Below are 17,639 nucleotides of genomic sequence, written 5' to 3'. Positions count from 1 at the left end.
CTACACACCCGGCCTGACGGCCAGTGGCATCAATTCGTGGTAGTCCCAGTTGATCTTGCTGATCTTCACCACGTCCCCCGTCTGCGGCGCGTGGATGTACTCGTCGCCCCCCAGGTACATGGCGACGTGGTGCACCGTCACCGGGTCGGCCGGGTCGTTGGCCCAGAAGATCAAATCACCTGGCTGCGCTTCCCGCACGGGGAGGTAGGCGCCGCCCTTCATGTACTGGTCGTTCGCCACGCGCGGGATCTGGATGTCGGCGGTGGCGAACGCCTTGACCAGGATGCCGGAGCAGTCCCAGGCGTCGGGACCGTTGCCGCCCCACAGGTAGGGCTCGCCCAACTGGTCCTTGGTGAACGCGATGGCCTTGGCCGCCGCCGCCGAGGTCGCCAGGAACGCGCCGTTGCTCTGCCCGCAGCCCGCCGGGTCGGCGATCTGGCCGAGTTCACCGATGAGGAAGGCCGCCATGGCCTCCCAGTTGTGGTACCGGTCCGGGAACGCCGAGCGCTCCACGGCCTGCGCCGACTCACCCGGCCGCCTGGACTCCCAGTCCGGCACGGACAGCAGGACGTCGTAGAACTTGTTGATCGCGTACTGCGGGTCGGTGACCTCGGCCGGGCTGCCCCAGCCCATCGAGGGGCGCATCTGGAAGATGCCGAGGGAGTCCCGATCGCCGTAGTCGAGCGGCCTGAGGCCGGACTCGGTCATGCCCGCCTGGATGGCGACCTGCCACGCGAGCGGCGGGAGCTTGCGCTCCTGACCGATGGAGATGATCTTGGCGACGGTGCTGCGCTGGTCTTCCTTGAGGTTGCTGGCGTCGTTCTTGCCCTTGTCCGCCCCGCCCGCGTCCCACGGGCCGATGGCGGCGTTGCAGCTCATGTTGACGAGGCCGATGGTGCCGAGGGCGTTGCTGTTGTTGCCGACGACCGTCGTCACACCGTTGGTGAGGATGACCGTGAGCAGCACGGTCACGAGCACCGACACCACGACGCCGACCTTCAGCATGCCGTCACACCCTGTCGTACTTGTGCACGAGCCACTTGTCGGCCCTCTTCACCACCGTCATCCGCAGCGTGCCCTCGCCCTTCAGCCCGACCTCGAACACGACGGAGTCGGGGTGCGACTCCTTCGGCGTCACCACCCCGTCCAGCGCCGTCGGCAGGTTCCTGGGGTCGACGGTCGCCATCTGGGGCAACAGCTCTTCCGTTGTGTACGGCTTGAGGGTCTCAAGCCAGGTGGTGCTCTTGTCGTCCGCCGGACGGGTGATCCACGCGTCGGCCCACAGGTCGGCGGTGATCCGGGCGTCGGGGTCGACGGGCGCGGACGAGGGCGTGGCCGACGGCGGGGGCGCCTTCGTGGGCAGCGAGATGCTCGGGACACCGGAGGGGAGCACACCCACCTGGCCGGGCACCTGCGACGTGCTGGTGCCCGCGGCGTTCGTCGCGCCACCCCTCGCGCCCTTGGTCATGGCCGGGATCACGCTGGTGAACACGATGATCACCACGGCGAAGCCGACCATCGTCGCGATCAGGTGGTTGGGCGACCGCAGCGGCCAGCTCCACAGGCGTCGGTAGACCGCCGCGCGGCCCCTGTTCGTCCGGATCGGCATCTCAGTTGTCCCTGACTTCGAGCCCGCGCGACGGGCGGTAGATCACGTGCACCTGCCTGCCCGCGACGACTTCCGTCTCGGCCCTGCGGGGGCCAGGCACCACGGGGTTGTCCGCGACGCGGGCGAAGCTGCTGCTGTTGTTGCTGCTGTACGTGGGCACGCGGGAGGGCACGAAGACCGCGTCCTCCTGCCGGTCCCAGCCCCGGTCGGACGCCGGGGCGGTGTCCACGACGCGGCTGGAGCGGCCCGACGGCAGGGCTGCCGCCGCTCCGCCGTAGCCGCGCGCGGGCAGCGCCCGGTCGCCCGTCCCCTCGACACCGGACGAGGACGGCAGCTCGGCCGGGCCGGAGCGGCGGTCGAGCCGCTGCGCCGTCGCCATGACCGGGTTGTTCGCCTCGGGCCGGACGCGGGTCCGGTCACGCTGCGGGGTCGGGTCGCCGTCGGGATCGGTGTCGCGCACGGTGTCCCAGAACTCGTCCTGCGGCGTCGGGCCGGTGTCGGCCTTCTTGCCGCGCATCCGCGACAGCAGCCCCTGGCCCATCGGCAGCGCCTGGCTGGCCGACCCGACCGACATCTCCACCATCTGCCACATGCGGCGCAGCGGTTTGCCGATCATGAAGCAGATGAGCGTCAGCATCAGCCCGAGCAGGGTCCTGGTCAGCAGCGACAGCCCGTTGGCGTTGAGGATCGCCTGGAGCAGCAGCGCGTGCGTGCCCGCCAGCACGGCGAGGATCAGCACGTTGAACACGGTCACGGCCGCCGCGCGGCCGACCTTGCGCAGCAGGTCGTGGTGGATCAGCGCGACCAGGCCGATCAGCGGTCCGGCCAGCGTCAGGATGCGCAGCAGGAGCTGGGCCAGCAGCACCGCGGCCTTCGCGAACAGCTGGAACAGCGAGAACGCGACGGCCTGGAGCATCGCGAGGAACCCGGAGCCCATGCGGCTGCCGTCCTCGCCGGTGAAGTAGCCCTTGGACGTGCCGAGGCCCGCGAAGATCGCCTTGTACTCGGCCTTCTTCGCGTCCAGCGCCGCCTGGTCGCCGTCCTTGTGCTGGGCCAGCTCGTCGGTCGTCCACGCCTGCGCGTTGAGCAGCCGCGAGCCGAACTCGGTCGCCTGCGGGGCGTCCGGCGTGCCGAACTCGCCGCGCAGCCAGCTCTGGTAGACGACGGTGTCGTGCAGCTTGGACGGCAGCACGTGCAGCGTGCCCTGTTCCTCGGGCGACTCCACGAAACCGGCCTGGATCTCCGACGTCTTGGTCACCAGCGTGCTGTCGAGCAGCGTGTAGAACTGGGGTAACGCGAGCGTCGACGTCGCCAGCCACATGGCGGCCAGCGCCCACATGCCCCGCTTGCTGATCGTGGCCAGGTCGCCCTGCCAGATCTGCCGGAACATCAGGATCGCCAGCAGCAGCGCCACCAGGCCGAACCAGCGCAGGTAGACGTTGTCGTAGACCTTCTGGACGCCGGACTTCACCGCGTCGTCCAGCGGCACCAGCAGACCGCGGCCCATCACGGTGTAGTGCAGGGCGTTCGTCGCGCCGACGATGTTCTTGCCGACGTTGAACAGCTCGTTGCCCACCCAGGTGTCGATCACACCGGGCGAGTCGGGCAGGACGGTGCACTTCTCCTGGTAGGTGTGCCAGACCATGCCCGCGTAGCCGAAGTTCAGGTACGGCGTGTCCTTGAGGCCGTTGCCGATCGGCGGGTCGATCGCGCCGACCATGCCGGAGCCCGGCCGCTCGGGGTTCGGCGACTCACCGCACGCCGCCGCGTTCGCCGCCGGAGCGCCGATGACCGCCTGGAGCGCCAGGATCGCCACGACCACGGCCAGCGGGCGCCAGCGCTTGGGCCCCGGCTTGGCGGGCCCCCGAAAGCGTTTGTACAGCCGCCGCGCACTCGGCGCGGCGGCTGCGGCCAGGACGATGAGGAGGAGCGTCATGCCGCGCCTTCCCGGCCCGGTCGGCGGTTCCCTCCCTCGCCGTGTGTCGAATCGACCAGCTCGTCGTCGTCGACCAGCCCGACCTCCAGGTCGGCGGCCAGCTCGTCCTCGTAGTCGTCGGTGTGGTTGCGCTCGTTGTAGGTGAGCCGCTCCTCCAGGGGCGCGGACACCTCCACGATGTCGCCCTCGTTGTGCCGCAGCGCGTCCGGCGTCGTGTCCAGGCCCTCGCGCAGGTGCGCCAGGTGCGGACCGCTGAAGTCGATGCGGATCCGCTCCACGCCGCCCGCGCCGTCGCCGAAGATGAACTGGCGGGGCGCGCGGTCGCGCTCGGCGGCGTTGCGCACGCCACCGGGACGACGGCCGAGGCTCGCCACGACCTGCTCGTACCCGGCGCCGATCGGCACCTTGAGCAGCCGCAGGGCGTCCGACTGGGCCTGGTCGTCGTCGAGCCTGCCGACGAAGACCGAGTCCAGCAGCGTGACGAAGCCCTGGATCTTCAGGAAGTCGGCCGGGACCTGCGACGACAGCAGCACGCGGACGTTCCACTTGCGCGAGTCGCGCGCGAAGCGGTTCATCAGCACGCGGCCCGTCGGGACCTCAGACAGGAAGAACGCCTCGTCGATCCAGACGCCCTTGCGGAGGTCCTTGGGGCGCTCGTAGATCGACCGCTGGGTGAGCCACGCGGCCAGGTTCAGCATCTCGACGCCCAGCGCCTCGGCGTCGGTCCAGTGCTCGCGGCCGACGTTGTCCTTCGGCAGGTTCAGGCCCGCCATGGTCAGCACCGTGAGCCGGTCGTCGCGCTGCTCGTCGTACGGGTCGGCGTTGCGCTCCGGGATGAGCAGCGACATGCGCTCGCGCATCTCGTCCAGGAAGTCCGCCACGACCACCGCGTGCTCGTGGTGCTCGCTCGCGTCCCGCCGCAGGGCCTCGAAGACCTGGCCGGGGTGGGCGTCGAACCGGCCGCCGACCGTCCGCACCGCGCGCAGCAGCACGATCCGGGTCTGCGGCAGCTTCGCCACCTCGTAGGGCAGCAGACCGCTGAGCACGTCCAGCACCAGCCGCCGCCGGGTCGCCGCCGCCAGTGCCTTCTCCCGACGCCAGGCCCGCTCGGGGTCCTCCTCGTCGATGAAGTGCTCCAGCATCGGCTCGGCGACCACCCGGTAGGGGTTGAGGATGCCGGGCTGGGCGTTGAGCAGGTTGATCGGCCGCGCGTACGGCTTCAGCTCGGGCAGCTCGCACAGCGCCGCCAGAGGACCGGACGGGTCGAGCAGCGTCCAGTGGGCGCCCGCGCGCAGCGTCTTGTAGACGATGCCGCCGCCGAGGAACGACTTGCCCGCGCCGAGGCCAGCCACCATCGCCGTCAGGCCCGAGGCGTCGCGCAGCTCCTGCGCCATCCACGGGTCCCACGCCACCGGTCGCCGGGTGGCGGTGCAGGTCTCGCCCAGCAGGATGCCGCGGCGGTCGCCGACCTCCGCCGTCGCCGTCGGGACGGCCGAGGCCGCCCACAGCACCGAGCCGCGGCGCAGGTACGCGCCGGAGGACAGGGCCTCACCGGGGATGAACTCCCTGGCGATGGCGAACTGCGCCTCGGGGTGCTCGATCGCGACCTTCGGCTTGTAGAGGTCCAGCAGCGACTGGGCCAGCCGCAGCGCGTCGCGCTCGGTCGGACCCGAGACGGCGAGCCGCCACCACGAGCGCACACGGGTGCCCAGCGCGGTGAAGCCCGACGTCATCTCGTCGTCGATGTCCAGCACGCGGCTGGCCTGCCGCGCGAGCGACTGCGGCGGCTCCAGTTCGTGCTCGTCGGTGTAGTGCCGGACCTGGGAGCGGACCTTGTTCATCTGCCGCTGCAACTCGCCCGAGACGTCTTCGGGCTTCCGCACGTAGATCCGCGCGGACCACTCGACGCTCGCGGGCAGGCGGTCGGCCCTCTGCACCCACGGGTCGTCGACCTCGGGGATCTGGAGGCCGTGCATCAGGCCCACGGTGAGCACAACGACGTGGCGCCGGATGCCCGCGTTCGAGCCGGTCCGGCCACGCACGGTGACCGTCGGCGAGTACGGCTCCTGGTGGAAGTCCGCCGCGTCGGTGAAGCTGGCCAGGTCCTCCGGCTCCCACGCGGCACCCGGCACGGCCGGGAGGTTGCGCGGGGCGGGCAGGCCGAGCGAGCACGACCGGTGCATCAGCCAGGACATCTCCTCGGCCGTCGCCGGGCGTCCCTCCAGGCCCGCGGAGCCGATGACCTGGTCGAGGTGGTCGACCTCGCTGTCCAGTGCCACCAGCTCGGCGTCCACGGCGTCCGGGAAGACCTTGCGCAGCACGGGAGCGGCGCGCTCGACGGCGCGGTCCATCATGTTGCGGGTCTGCACCTGGACGCCCAGGTAGACCTCCTTCTCCGCCATCGAACGACCCATGAGCTGCTGCTGCTCGCCGACCATGTAGTCGTCGAACGACAGCGTGCCGGGGGTGTCCGGGAGGCGGCGCACCGCGTTGTGGACGTGCGCCTCGGCCCACATCCGGATCGGGTACGGGCGCGTGGTCACGCGCAGGTGCATCCAGCGGCCCTGGAGCTCCGCGTACTGACCGGCGATGGCCGCGATCAGGTCCTGGCGCTGCGAGTCCGACCGGAAGGACCAGCGCTGCGGCGCGAGCTTGTACCAGGCGTAGACCTCCTGGCCGGTGCGCAGCAGGTGGCCGTCGATGCTGCGGGCGGCGATGGACGGCGTGTAGCTCGGGATCGCCTGCTCACCGGTGAGGCGACGACCCCGCTTGCTGTACACCTTGCGGTCCGAGTGGTCCGCGGCGGCCGCGTGCTGGGCCACGTGCGCCGCGGAGCGTCGGTCACGGTCTCGCCGGCGTCCGAACACCGCGTACCTCCTTCTTACGGCCGCCTGACCGCCGTCGATTCTTCTGGGCCTGTTCCGAGACCTGGACGGTGGAAGCTGTGGAGCGTCTCGAACCCCTGCCCCGCTTCTTCTGACGCCTGCGGGGGCGTTGGGGGTTGACCCGAATCCGGGCGGCGCTGGCCGCTCCGCCCACGCCCGCGGTGCGTTCGCGGGGGGCGAGCAGTTCGCGGACCCACATCGCCAGTGCGGCCGACAGCGGCCGCTCGTGGCTGATGCGGGCGCAGATGAAGCGCGTGAGCATCACCGTGATGACGAGCGCCCACGCGGTCGTGAAGAAGCTGAAGCCGAACCCGAGCTGCCGCTCGACCGTCAGGACCAGGAGGAACACCGCGATGCCCACACCCCAGGCCACGTAGCGCGCACGCCAGGGGAAGGTCGCCTTCGGTGGTCCCAGCCAGACGGCGTCGACCCGGTACACCTCGTCGTCAGTGCGGACCCGCACCCGTCAGCCTCCGGTGAACAGGCCGGCGAGCCACGTGCCGATGTTCGCGCCGGCGTTCGTGGTCACGGCCAATCCGATGATCGCCAGCGCGACGATGACGCCGCCGAGCCTGCGCATCACACCTGCGTTGTCGCCCTTCCCGCCACCGAGCCAGAGCAGGAGGACGGCAACGGTGAGGAGGAGCAGCGGAACCAGGTTGTTCAGGATCCAGTCGCGGATGCCTGTTGTGCCCAGGCCGCCGCCAGGCTGCTGCTGCTGCGCGAGTGTTACCAGGGCCATGGCGGTCATCTCGTACTCCTGAGTACGCCGAGCGACTCCGGGCGGGCATAGGGGGTCCCGTCCGGGGCTTGCGCTAACGAGTAGAACACGTCTTCGTCACGAGGTGTATCAGTCGCCGAGCCGTGCGGTGATCAAAAGCCGTTCCCCTCGCACTCGATTACGTCTAATCTGGCACGCACATCATGGTTGAGGGGGTGTCGTCCGTGAACCACCCGGGCCGGATTCTCCCGCTTGCCGAGATAGTTCACCCGACCGCGAACTTGCGGGTCACGCACAGTGCGCACGCCCGCCTCTCCCTCATTCGGCTGATCACCTGACTGACCTGTTCGGCCGGACCACTCGCCCGAACGGAGGCGGAGCCCGGTGTTACGACTCGAGGAGGCTCGCCGATGACCCCGCCGCCCGAAACCGCTGCCGGCACGGACGCGGAGGTGAAGGAAATCACCATCACCGCGGCCGAGCTGGACACCGCAGAGGCTACCGGTGAGGACCGGCAAACGGGGCGGCGGGTGCAGCGGACCATCAACTTCGACAGCGAGGTGCTGGAGCGCGCGAGGGCCGCCGCCACGTACCTGGCGGCCTACGAGCCGGTGGCCGGGGTGCGGAGCCTGGCGGACATCGTGAACCCGGCCGTGGAGGGGTACGTCGGGGAGCTGGAGGAGCGGTTCAACGGAGGGGCCCCGTTCCGGCCCGTGCACCGGATGCCGCCGGGGCGGCCCGCTCGGCGGCCGTAGCTCGCTCGGGTCGTGGGGTCGGGCTTCGGGGTCGTGGGTCGGGGTCCGCGTGTTCGAGGTGGTCGGGTGGTCGGCCGATGCGACTCGGGGGCCCCTCATGTGAGCCTTTGATCGGGACGAAGAGCAGTCCCGAAAGCCTGCCCGATCATCGATTTCAAGGCTCGAATCCCCGAGTAGAATCGACCGCGCCGCGTCCCCCGCCTGGCAGCAGTCGGTCACTCGGCCCGCTGCCGCCTTGTTCGGTGGCGCTTCCTGACCGAAGGCGCCTGCTTTTTCCGGGAGCGCGCAACCCGTGGTCGATTTTACCGGGGGGATTTGACCCTTGCCCTGGTTGATCGGGCAGGTTTTCACCACCTGCCCTTTGCCCCGATCAAAGGGTCAAATCCAGGGGCCCGAGTCAAATCGACCACACCCCGACGGGACCGTCCCGCACGCAACGGGAGCCGTCCCGTCCCGACGGGAAGCAGGAGAACGGGGCGGATGAGCCGGCATGTAAGCCGGATCCTGTTCCACGGGCACCTCGCGGTGCACCGCTCGGCGGCCATCCATCTCGGCCTGCCGTTGCCGACAGGCTCGTGCGGCCTACCCGCAGGCATCGGGCGGGCAGCCCTCGAACGCCTGCGCAGGTGCCTGAGCACCCTCTTGGCCTTGCTCCGGGTGGGGTTTACCTAGCCGCCCCTGTCACCAGGGGCGCTGGTGGTCTCTTACACCACCGTTTCACCCTTACCCCGGCTCACGCCGAGGCGGTCTGTTTTCTGTGGCACTGTCCCGAGGGTCACCCCTGGTTGCCGTTAACAACCACCCTGCCCTGTGGAGTCCGGACTTTCCTCGGCGACAGACATGAATTCTGTCGACGCGGCCGCCCTGCCGACTCATCCGCACGCCCAGGATAGTGGGCACGTCCCAGGTCGTGGAATCCGGGGGACGTGGGCTTGTTGCGACCGGGCCGGACTGCTCTACTCGAAGCATGGTCGGAACCGGGGTGTTGACCCGTCGCCGCCACGTCGACTTCGGTCGGGTGGCCGCTTCCTTCTGTCGTCCCTGACGACCTTTCCATTTCCTCCGCACGGTTTCCGCGCGTTGTCGCACGTGTTCGGGCTGGTGCTCCGGCCACGGAATTCACCCGTGGCCGTGACGCGAACCCGGCACGTCACTGATCCCCGTCGGCCACCCGGCGCACTTCGCGAACGCCGGGTGGCCCTCGGCCCCGCACGAACCGAGGTGCCACACCTGATGTCCACGATCCTCACCATCTCCGGCAGCCCATCGGCGTCGGCCCGGACCGGAGTGCTGGTCGACCACGTCAACGCCAGGCTGGTCGAAGCAGGCCACGACGTGCGGACGTTGCGGGTTCGCCAGCTGCCCACGCTGCCGCTGCTCACGGAGGACATGAACGACCCGGCCATCGCCGAGGCGGTGACGCTCGTCCTGCGGGCGGACGGCATCGTCGTGGCCAGTCCGGTCTACCGGGCCGCCTACAGCGGTCTGGTGAAGGCGCTGCTCGACCTGCTGCCCAAGCGCGCGCTGCGGGGGCGGGCGATCCTGCCGCTGGCCACGGGCGGCAGCCAGGGGTTCCTGGTGGCGATGGACTACGCGCTGAACCCGCTGCTGGCGGGCAAGGGCGCCGACCACGTGGTGCGCGGCGAGTTCGTGCTCGACAACCGCATCCGGCCGGAACTGGGCGACTCCGCCCTCGACCCCGAGGCCGAGCTGGCCGTGTCGGCGGCGGTGGACCGGTTCGCGGCCGCGCTGGCGGACGTGGGCTACCGGCGCAAGCGGGGGACGGCGCAGCTGCGGCCCGCGGTCTGACCGGTGCGGCTCGGCCAAGCGACCTCTGACCGGCGCGGCCTGGTCAGCGCAGGCTGACGCCGCTTGGCCGATGGGCCCCCGACACCAATGCCGCCACCGGGGTCCGACAGCCGATCTCGCGGAGATCGATCGCCGCACCCCGGCACCGAGGAGTCAGCCCGCCAGGTGCGAGGTGTCGTTGACCAAACGGACCGACGCGTGGCCGTCCGGGTAGAACTCGGTGACCGACAGTGACGCCAAATCCAGGTGGAGTCGGAAAAGCAAGCTCGGGCCGACGTCCAACGCCATTCGCAACAGTGTTTTGATCGGTGTCACGTGGCTGACGACCACGAGGTTCCGGCCGCCGTAGCTCGCGATCAGGTCGTTGCGGGCCCGGCGCACGCGCCGGTGCACCGCGTCGAAGCTCTCGCCACCGGGCGGCGCGACGGACGTGTCCGACAGCCACCTGCGGTGCAGGTCGGGGTCGCGGTCGGCGGCCTCGGTGAAGGTGAGGCCCTCCCACGCGCCGAAGTCGGTCTCGACCAGCCCGTCCACGACCACGGCCTCCAGGCCGAGCGCCGACGCGACGGCGTCGGCGGTCTCCCGCGCGCGGCCCAGCGGCGAGGAGACGACGGCGGCGACGTCGTCCAGCTTCGCCAGCCTCCGCGCGGCTCCCGCGGCCTGCTCGCGGCCGACCTCGGTCAGCGGCGGGTTGCCCCGCCCCGAGTACCGGCGGCCGACCGACAGCTCGGTCTGGCCGTGCCGGAGCAGGTGCAGGCGGGTGGGTGTGCCGCCCGCGCCGGACCAGGACGCCGGGGGCGAGACGGCCTCCGAGGCCAGGTCGGCGGTGCCCGACCGCTCCTCCGTCACCCGGCCGGCGGGCCCGGCGAGACCCGACCGCTCGTCCGTCGCCCGGTCGGCGGGCCCGGCGAGACCTGCCTGCTCGTCCATCGCCCGGTTCGCCAGCCGGTCGGCGTCCTTGTTGCGCTCGCGCGGGATCCACGTGTAGCCGACGTGCTCGAACCCGGCCGCGACCGACCGGGCCTCCGCCGCCAGCGGCCTCATCGACGGGTGCTTGACCTGCCACCGCCCGGACATCTGCTCGACCACGAGCTTCGAGTCCATCCGCACCTCGACGGACTCCGCCCCCAGCTCGGCCGCCGCGCGGAGCCCGGCGATCAGCCCCTGGTACTCGGCCACGTTGTTGGTCACGTGGCCTAGGCCGCCGAAGCGCTCGGCGAGGAGTTCGCCCGACTCGGCGGCCCGGACGACCGCGCCGTACCCGGCGGGTCCGGGGTTGCCGCGCGATCCGCCGTCCGCCTCGACGACGACCTTCACAGCCCGGATTCCGCCGTCCGCACCATGATCGCGCCGCACTCCTCGCACCGCAGGACCTCGTCCGGCGCGGCTTCGCGAACGGTCGAGTAGGCGCTGCGGTCGAGTTCGATCCGGCAGGCGCCGCAGCGGCGGGAGCGCAGCAGCCCGGCCCCGATCCCCTTGTGGGCGCGCACCTTCTCGTACAGCGCGAGCAGGTCGGCGGGGAAGCCGGCCGCGGCCTTCTCGCGGTCGGCCTTGCGCTTGGCCTCGATGGAGTCCAGGTCGGCCAGCGTCGCGTCCCGGCGGCGAGCCGCGTCGGCGAGCGCCTCGGTCGCCTTGTCCAGCTCGATCCTGGCGTGCTGCACGTCGGCCTCGACGGCCTCGCGCCGCTCCATCAGCTCCAGCAGGTCGTCCTCCAGCGCGGCCTGGCGGCGCTCCAGCGTGGCCAGCTCGTGCTCCAGCTCGGTGAGCTGCTTGGCCCCGACCGTGCCGCCCGACATCAGCTTCCGGTCGCGGTCCTCGCGCGCCCGGACCTGGTCGATCTCGGTCTCCTGGCGCTTGACGTCCCGGTTGAGGTCGCCGAGCGTCGTCTCGATGGTCGTCAGCGCGTCCGTCTTCGTCCGGAGCTGCTTCTCCGCTTCGGCGATCTCCACGATCTCCGGCAGCGTGCGCCTGCGGTGGTCGACGCGCGAGAGTTCGGCGTCGACCTCGGCGAGCGGGAGCAGCCTGCGCTGCACGGCGGGATCGGCCTTCATTTAGTTGGTCCTCCTGTGTCGGCTCGTCGCACCGACGGTCCACGGATCGGTTCGGCGGGTGGAGACGAGTGCTTCGACCGTACCGCCGAAGGCGGTGCGGACCACCCCCGCTGCCTGCTCGCACCAGGGCCACTCGCTCGCGAAGTGGGCGACGTCGACCAGCGCGGGCGCGTCGGGGCCCTGCGCGAGGTGGTCGGACGCCGGGTGGTGGCGCAGGTCGGAGGTCACGTAGGCGTCGACGCGGGCGGCGGTCGCGGCCTTCAGGTAGCTGTCGCCGGAGCCGCCGCAGACCGCGACCCGCCGCACCGTGCGACCAGGATCACCCGCGGCGCGCACGCCCCACACCGTTTCCGGGAGGGCGTCGGCGACGCGCTGGGTGAAGTCGCGCAGCGTTTCGGGGGCGGGGAGTTCGCCGATGCGGCCGATGCCGGTGCTGGACGGCAGGTCGGCCATCTCGTGGAGGTTGAGCGCGACCTCCTCGTACGGGTGGGCTGCGCGCAGCGCGGCCACGACCTGGTTGCGCAGCCGCCGTTCCAGCACCACTTCGAGGCGGGTCTCGTCCACGTGCTCCAGCGCGCCTACGGTGCCGACCGCCGGGTTGGCACCGTCGACCGGGCGGAACTGGCCGGTGCCCGCGACGGTGAACGCGGCGTCGCGGTAGTCGCCGAGCCGACCGGCGCCGGCGGCGTGCAGCGCGGCCAGGACGTCGACCGCGTCGGCGTGCGGGACGAACGTGGTCAGCACGTCCAGCGGGGGCGCGGGGTTGGGGCTGAGCGGGCCGGTGACGGTGAGGCCGAGGCGCGCGGCGAGCGCGTCGGACACGCCGGGGTCGGCGGCGTCGGCGTTGGTGTGCGCGCTGAACAGCGCCACGCCCGCGCGGATCATCCGGTGCACGAGGTGGCCCTTGGGGTCGTTCGCCGGGACGCCGGTGACCCCGCGCAGCATCAGCGGGTGGTGGGCCACGACCAGTTCGGCGCCGACCTCGATCGCCTCGTCCACCACGGTTTCGGTGACGTCGACGACGCAGAGGACGCGGGTGACCGGTTCGGCGGGGTCGCCGCAGACCAGGCCGACCGCGTCCCACGACTCGGCGGTCCCTGGCGGGTACGCGGCCTCCAGCGCCGCGACGACCTGTCCGAGGGTGGTGCTCACCGTTCCTCCAGCGCGACTCGTAGTGCGTCGACCAGCAGGTCGAACTCGGCGGGCGGCCGGGTGGCGACCCTCAGGTGGTCGGGGGTGAGGCCGGGGAACGTGTCGCCGCGGCGGACCGCGATCCCCTTGCCCCGCAGCGCTTCCCTGACCTCTGCGCCGCCGGGGACGTCGAGCAGCAGGAACGGCGCGCGCGGCGGCACGACGAGCAGGTCGGCCAGCGCGCGGGCGGCGTGGTCGGTGTGCGGCGCGGTCTCCTCCGCGATCCGCCGGGCCGCGGCGACGGCGGCGGGTTCGCAGCAGGCCGTGACGGCTTCCAGCACCAGGCTGCCGACCGGCCACTGTGGACGGTGGTGGGCGAGTCGCGCCAGCAGGGCCGGGTCGCCGAGCAGGTAACCGGCGCGCAGGCCGGCCAGACCCCAGGTCTTGGTGAGGCTGCGCAGCACCAGCAGCCCGGGAAGCCGTTGCCCGGACAGGGATTCCGGCTCGTCCGGCAGGGTGTCCGCGAACGCCTCGTCCACGACCAGGACGCGGCCGGGACGGGCCAGTGCGGCTATCGCGGCGGCCGGGTGGAGCACGGAGGTCGGGTTGGTCGGGTTGCCGATCACGACCAGGTCGGCCTCGTCCGGCACCAGCTCGGGTCGCAGCGCGTACCCGTCCTCGGCGCGCAGCAGGACCCGGTGCACCGGCACGCCCGCGTCGACCAGCGCCACCTCGGGCTCGGTGAACGACGGGTGCACCACGGCGGCGAGCACCGGCCGCAGCACCGGGAGCAGCGCGAACCCCTCGGCGGCGCCCGCGAGCACCAGCACCTCCTCCGGCGTGCGGCCGTGGCGGGCGGCGACGGTGCGGCGGGCGGTGAGGTCTGCGAGGTCGCTCGGGTAGCGGCCGAGGTCGTCCAGCGCGGCCACGAGGCGGTCGCGCAGCCACGCGGGTGGGCGCGGCAGGCGCACGTTCACGGCGAAGTCGACGAGGCCGGGGGCGGCGTCGACGTCTCCGTGGTGGCGCAGGAGGGCGCGCTCGCTGGTCATCGCCCGGAATTCTAGGCGATGAGCGTGGTTGCCCAGTTCAGGTAGGCCATGGGCAGTTCGCGCAGGATGTCCGCCGTCTCCGAGGCGGGCAGCACCGGCAGGGCCTCGACGGACTGGCGGGCCAGCTCCCGGCAGTGGGCGAGGGTGTCCTCGACCATCGGCCCCCGGCGCAGCCTGGCCAGCACCTCCGCCACCTCGTCGTCGCCCGGTTCGCGCACGAGCAGCGCCCGCAGGCCCGGATCCATGGCCCGGAGCAGCGGGAACGTGTAGACGCCCTGGCGCACGTCGTTGCCGACGGGCTTGCCGAGCCGCAGCCGGGTGGACGCGAGGTCGAGCAGGTCGTCGAGGATCTGGAACAGCAGCCCGAACCTCGCGCCGTACTCGGCCATCCGCGCGCCGGTGGCCTCGTCGGCGTCCGCGCAGTGCGCCGCCAGCACGCAGCCGGTCCGGAACAGCGCGCCGGTCTTGAGCGCGATCGACCGCAGCGCGGCCTCGGGCGTCCGGTCCGGGTTGAAGAGGTCCAGCACCTCCAGCACCTGGCCCTCGACCAGGTCGGCCACGGCCGCGGCGAGCCGCTCGGCGGCGAACGGCGAGATCTCCGTCAGCGCGACCTGGCTGGCGCGCGCGAGCATGAAGTCGCCCACCAGCACCGCCGGTCCCGGACCCCAGGAGGCGTTGACCGTGGGCACACCCCGGCGTTCGGCCGCGTCGTCCATCAGGTCGTCGTGCACGAGCGACCCGGCGTGCAGCAGCTCCACGCACGCCGCCGCCGTGACGGCCTTGTCGGTGACGCTCCCGCCGACCGCCAGGGTCCCGGCGAGGATGAGGACGGAGCGCAGGCGCTTCCCGCCCGCCGCCGTGACGCGGCCGGAGTGCTCGTTCACGATGGGCAGCGAGGACGACGTCGCCATGCGGCGGATCTCGTCCTCCACGCGCGGCAGCGCTCGCGCGAGGGCCGGGATCGCGAGGCCGATGGCCGGAGCGGTGGTGGTGGGCACGGGGTGATCGTCGTCCGCGCGACCTGAGAGGCCGCTGAGATTAGGGTCGGGGGATGCATGTGAGCTTCGTCTGCACGGGGAACATCTGCCGCTCGCCGGTGGCCGCGATCGTGTTCCGGGAGCACGTCCGCCGCGCCGGGCTGGCCGACGTGGTCGAGGTCTCCAGCGCCGGGACCGGCGGCTGGCACGTCGGGGACGCGGCGGACGAGCGGGCCGCGGAGTCGCTCGTGGACGCCGGCTACCCGTCGGAGCACGTGGCCGCGCAGGTCGGCGACCTGCACCTGGGGGCCGACCTGCTGGTGGCGCTGGACTCCGGGCACGCGCGGGAGCTGCGGCGGCTGTCCGGCGACCCGGACCGGGTGCGGCTGCTGCGGTCGTTCGACCCGGACGCCGACGGCGTGGACGTGCCGGACCCGTACTACGGCGACCGCGAGGGGTTCGACCGGGTGCTGGCGATGACCGAGGCCGCGGTGCCGGGGCTGTTGGCGTGGGTGCGCGAGAGGCTGTGACCGCGGTCGTCGAGCTGGCCGGGTTGGACGCCCGGTCGGCCCGGCCGATCAGCGGGGACGTGCACGACGTCGAGCTGGCCGACGGCGGGCACGTGGTGGCGAAGGAGACGGTGTCCGCGCGGGCCGAGGCGGCGTCGCTGCGGTGGCTGGCCGTGCCCGGCGGCCCTCCGGTGCCCCGCGTGCACGGCGTGCGCGGCGACTGGCTGGTCACCGACCTCGTCCCGCCGGGACGGCCCACCGCGCGGGCCGCCGAGGCGTTCGGCCGCGAGCTGGCCGCGCTGCACGGCGCGGGCGCACCCGAGTTCGGCTCTCCCCCGCCCGGCGGGCCCGTGGACGCGGCGATCGGGCTCGCGCCGATGCGCAACGGGACCGGCGCGCGCTGGCCGGAGTGGTACTGGGAGCACCGGGTCGAGCCGTACCTGCGGACCGCGGTCGACGGCGGCCTGCTCACCGGGGCCGAGGCCGCCGTCGTCACCGCCCGCGTCGCCCGCGCCGAGGACCCCGGCGAGCCGCCCGCCCGGCTGCACGGCGACCTGTGGACCGGCAACGCGCTCTGGTCGGCGGACGGGCGGGTGTGGCTGGTCGACCCGGCGGCGCACGGCGGGCACCGGGAGACGGACCTGGCGATGCTGCGGCTGTTCGGCTGCCCCCACCTGGACCGGGTCGTCGCGGGCTACCAGGAGGTCCGGCCGCTCGCCGACGGGTGGGCCGACCGGGTCGGGCTGCACCAGCTGTTCCCGCTGCTCGTGCACGTGGTGCTGTTCGGACGGGGTTACGCCGCGCAGACGGTCGCCGCGGCGCGATGATGGTGCCATGGACGAATGGATCAACGAGCCCGCGAAGTGGTCGACCGGCGCCGAGGGGGAGCTGTTCGTCACAGCCGACCCGGACACCGACTTCTGGCGCACCACCCACTACGGGTTCGTCCGCGACACCGGGCACGTCCGCGGCCGGTGGGTCGACGGCGACTGCGAGGTGCGGACGACGTTCAGCGCGGACTACGCCGAGCTGTACGACCAGGCCGGGATCGCGCTGCGGATCGACGAGGAGAACTGGATCAAGGCAGGCGTCGAGCTGGTGGACGGCGAGTTCCAGATCAGCGCGGTCGTGACCAGGGGCGTCTCGGACTGGTCGGTCGTCCCCGTCGCCTCGGCGGACCGGGTCACGATCTCCGCGGAGCGGACCGGCGACGCGGTGACCGTCCGGTACGGGCTGGGCGACGCCGAACCCGTCACGATGCTGCGGCTCGCCTACTTCCCGCCGGGCGTGCGCGCGCTCGTCGGGGTGATGTGCGCGGCGCCGACCGGCAGGGGGTTCGAGGCGAGGTTCGAACGGACCCTGATCAGCTCCTGATCCGCGCAGCGCCTACCGTGGAGGTGTGCGGTTCCGGTTCCTGCTCCGACCTGGTTGGCTCGCCCTGACGCTGGCCGTCTGGGTGTTCGCGGGCGCGTGCTTCACGATGCTCATGCCCTGGCAGTTCGGCCGCAACGACGAGCGGGTCGCGCAGAACACCGCGCTGACCAAGGCCATGGCGACGGACCCGGCGCCGGTGGGCACCGTGCTGGACCGGTCCAACGCCGAGGTCGAGTGGACGAAGGTGTCGCTCACCGGGCGGTACCTGCCCGAGGGCGAGGCCGTGGCCAGGCTGCGGACCGTGCAGGGCGAGGCCGCCTTCGAGGTGGTCACGCCGTTCGCGCTGGACAGCGGCCAGACCGTGCTGGTGAACCGGGGCTACGTGCGGCCCGCCAGCGGGGTGAGCGTGCCGGACTTCCCGGTCGCGCCCTCCGAGCAGGTGACCGCCGTGGCGTGGGTGCGGGCGGGCGAGTCGGACAACCGCGACGCGTTCACCGAGGACGGGCGCAGGCAGGTCTACGCGATCAACTCCGCGGTCGTCGGCCGCGCGGCCGGGCTCGACGTCCGGCCCGGCTACTTCCAGCTCTCCGAGGGCCAGCCCGGTGTGCTGAACGCGCTGCCGCTGCCCCGGATGGACTCCGGGCCGTTCTTCTCCTACGCGCTCCAGTGGATCGCGTTCGGCGTGATGGCCCTCGGCGGCTGGGCGTACTTCAGCTGGCGCGAGATCCAGCCGGGCGGGGCGCTCGCGGAGCCCCGGCCCAAGCGGAAGTCGGTCGCGGAGATGCTGGCCGAGGACGAGGCGAACGACCAGCTCGTGCGCTGACCCCTCCCCG

Annotated in this window: 17 protein-coding genes and 1 other RNA gene; 6 read left to right on the top strand and 12 right to left on the bottom strand. The window is 72.3% G+C overall.

Going from position 1 to position 17,639, the window contains the following annotated elements; translation table 11 throughout:
- Genes VFZ92_RS42265 through VFZ92_RS42240 form a run of 6 tightly spaced genes read right to left on the bottom strand, consistent with a single transcriptional unit; the run spans position 1 to position 7,181 of the window.
- Entirely contained in the window at positions 1 to 1,002 is a 1,002-nt protein-coding gene (locus tag VFZ92_RS42265) for a C40 family peptidase (protein ID WP_414720129.1), read from the bottom strand.
- A gap of 7 nt (positions 1,003 to 1,009) precedes the next feature.
- Positions 1,010 to 1,609 carry a hypothetical protein gene (locus tag VFZ92_RS42260; protein ID WP_330883829.1) on the bottom strand — a complete coding sequence of 200 codons (600 nt, stop codon included), beginning with the start codon at positions 1,607 to 1,609 and terminating at the stop codon, positions 1,010 to 1,012.
- Between the two features lies 1 nt (position 1,610).
- Positions 1,611 to 3,545, bottom strand: coding sequence for a hypothetical protein (locus tag VFZ92_RS42255; RefSeq protein ID WP_330883827.1), 1,935 nt, complete (start codon positions 3,543 to 3,545; stop codon positions 1,611 to 1,613).
- Positions 3,542 to 6,367, bottom strand: coding sequence for an ATP-binding protein (locus VFZ92_RS42250; RefSeq protein WP_330883826.1), 2,826 nt, complete (start codon positions 6,365 to 6,367; stop codon positions 3,542 to 3,544). The genes VFZ92_RS42255 and VFZ92_RS42250 overlap by 4 nt, the downstream gene beginning before the upstream one ends.
- Before the next feature lie 19 nt (positions 6,368 to 6,386).
- Positions 6,387 to 6,893, bottom strand: a complete 507-nt coding sequence (locus VFZ92_RS42245) for a hypothetical protein (protein ID WP_330883824.1) — start codon at positions 6,891 to 6,893, stop codon at positions 6,387 to 6,389.
- Between the two features lie 3 nt (positions 6,894 to 6,896).
- Positions 6,897 to 7,181, bottom strand: coding sequence for a hypothetical protein (locus VFZ92_RS42240; protein ID WP_259629938.1), 285 nt, complete (start codon positions 7,179 to 7,181; stop codon positions 6,897 to 6,899).
- A 422-nt stretch (positions 7,182 to 7,603) separates the two neighbouring features.
- On the opposite strand from VFZ92_RS42240, the gene VFZ92_RS42235 reads away from it, so the two are divergent.
- On the top strand, positions 7,604 to 7,906 hold the full coding sequence (locus VFZ92_RS42235) for a hypothetical protein (protein ID WP_330883822.1): 303 nt from the start codon (positions 7,604 to 7,606) through the stop codon (positions 7,904 to 7,906).
- Positions 7,907 to 8,383: 477 nt separating this feature from the next.
- On the opposite strand, the gene rnpB is transcribed toward VFZ92_RS42235, so the two are convergent.
- An RNA gene (rnpB, locus tag VFZ92_RS42230) (RNase P RNA component class A) lies at positions 8,384 to 8,781 on the bottom strand.
- Positions 8,782 to 9,139: 358 nt separating this feature from the next.
- Here rnpB and ssuE point away from each other — a divergent pair.
- Entirely contained in the window at positions 9,140 to 9,715 is a 576-nt protein-coding gene (gene ssuE, locus VFZ92_RS42225) for an NADPH-dependent FMN reductase (protein ID WP_330883820.1), read from the top strand.
- A 153-nt stretch (positions 9,716 to 9,868) separates the two neighbouring features.
- Here ssuE and VFZ92_RS42220 read toward each other — a convergent pair whose 3' ends face one another.
- From VFZ92_RS42220 to VFZ92_RS42200, 5 genes are read right to left on the bottom strand one after another with little or no spacing between them, the layout of a single operon-like run.
- Positions 9,869 to 11,032, bottom strand: coding sequence for a bifunctional RNase H/acid phosphatase (locus VFZ92_RS42220; protein WP_330883818.1), 1,164 nt, complete (start codon positions 11,030 to 11,032; stop codon positions 9,869 to 9,871).
- Entirely contained in the window at positions 11,029 to 11,766 is a 738-nt protein-coding gene (locus tag VFZ92_RS42215) for a zinc ribbon domain-containing protein (RefSeq protein WP_330883816.1), read from the bottom strand. Before VFZ92_RS42215 ends, VFZ92_RS42220 begins: the two co-directional genes overlap by 4 nt.
- Complete coding sequence (locus tag VFZ92_RS42210) at positions 11,767 to 12,918, bottom strand: Nif3-like dinuclear metal center hexameric protein (RefSeq protein ID WP_330883814.1); 1,152 nt, start codon at positions 12,916 to 12,918, stop codon at positions 11,767 to 11,769.
- Positions 12,915 to 13,946, bottom strand: coding sequence for an Rv2231c family pyridoxal phosphate-dependent protein CobC (cobC, locus tag VFZ92_RS42205; protein ID WP_330883812.1), 1,032 nt, complete (start codon positions 13,944 to 13,946; stop codon positions 12,915 to 12,917). The genes VFZ92_RS42210 and cobC overlap by 4 nt, the downstream gene beginning before the upstream one ends.
- An 11-nt stretch (positions 13,947 to 13,957) precedes the next feature.
- Positions 13,958 to 14,944 (bottom strand): polyprenyl synthetase family protein, encoded by a 987-nt coding sequence (locus VFZ92_RS42200; protein ID WP_330883810.1) that lies wholly within the window; start codon positions 14,942 to 14,944, stop codon positions 13,958 to 13,960.
- 53 nt (positions 14,945 to 14,997) lie between these two features.
- Between VFZ92_RS42200 and VFZ92_RS42195 the strand changes: the two genes are divergently transcribed.
- The 4 genes from VFZ92_RS42195 to VFZ92_RS42180 are packed head-to-tail and all read left to right on the top strand — an operon-like array spanning position 14,998 to position 17,629.
- Positions 14,998 to 15,453, top strand: a complete 456-nt coding sequence (locus tag VFZ92_RS42195; protein ID WP_330883808.1) for a low molecular weight protein-tyrosine-phosphatase — start codon at positions 14,998 to 15,000, stop codon at positions 15,451 to 15,453.
- Positions 15,450 to 16,259, top strand: a complete 810-nt coding sequence (locus VFZ92_RS42190) for a fructosamine kinase family protein (RefSeq protein ID WP_414720128.1) — start codon at positions 15,450 to 15,452, stop codon at positions 16,257 to 16,259. The genes VFZ92_RS42195 and VFZ92_RS42190 overlap by 4 nt, the downstream gene beginning before the upstream one ends.
- Positions 16,260 to 16,266: 7 nt before the next feature.
- Positions 16,267 to 16,806: a DUF1349 domain-containing protein gene (locus tag VFZ92_RS42185; RefSeq protein ID WP_330883806.1), complete on the top strand. Its 540-nt coding sequence runs from the start codon at positions 16,267 to 16,269 to the stop codon at positions 16,804 to 16,806.
- 25 nt (positions 16,807 to 16,831) lie between these two features.
- On the top strand, positions 16,832 to 17,629 hold the full coding sequence (locus VFZ92_RS42180; protein WP_330883804.1) for an SURF1 family protein: 798 nt from the start codon (positions 16,832 to 16,834) through the stop codon (positions 17,627 to 17,629).
- Positions 17,630 to 17,639: the final 10 nt, after the last annotated feature.

This window comes from Umezawaea sp. (assembly GCF_036375055.1).
In the GTDB taxonomy this organism is placed as follows: domain Bacteria; phylum Actinomycetota; class Actinomycetes; order Mycobacteriales; family Pseudonocardiaceae; genus Umezawaea.
This window is presented reverse-complemented; position numbering and strand designations above follow the sequence as displayed.

What these genes read in the sequence shown, in the direction of transcription:
- cobC (WP_330883812.1), bottom strand. Translation starts at nt 13,946, where the DNA reads ATGACCAGCGAGCGCGCCCTCCTGCGCCACCACGGAGACGTCGACGCC.
- ssuE (WP_330883820.1), top strand. Translation starts at nt 9,140, where the DNA reads ATGTCCACGATCCTCACCATCTCCGGCAGCCCATCGGCGTCGGCCCGG.
- VFZ92_RS42195 (WP_330883808.1), top strand. Translation starts at nt 14,998, where the DNA reads ATGCATGTGAGCTTCGTCTGCACGGGGAACATCTGCCGCTCGCCGGTG.
- VFZ92_RS42215 (WP_330883816.1), bottom strand. Translation starts at nt 11,766, where the DNA reads ATGAAGGCCGATCCCGCCGTGCAGCGCAGGCTGCTCCCGCTCGCCGAG.
- VFZ92_RS42260 (WP_330883829.1), bottom strand. Translation starts at nt 1,609, where the DNA reads ATGCCGATCCGGACGAACAGGGGCCGCGCGGCGGTCTACCGACGCCTG.
- VFZ92_RS42255 (WP_330883827.1), bottom strand. Translation starts at nt 3,545, where the DNA reads ATGACGCTCCTCCTCATCGTCCTGGCCGCAGCCGCCGCGCCGAGTGCG.
- VFZ92_RS42240 (WP_259629938.1), bottom strand. Translation starts at nt 7,181, where the DNA reads ATGACCGCCATGGCCCTGGTAACACTCGCGCAGCAGCAGCAGCCTGGC.
- VFZ92_RS42185 (WP_330883806.1), top strand. Translation starts at nt 16,267, where the DNA reads ATGGACGAATGGATCAACGAGCCCGCGAAGTGGTCGACCGGCGCCGAG.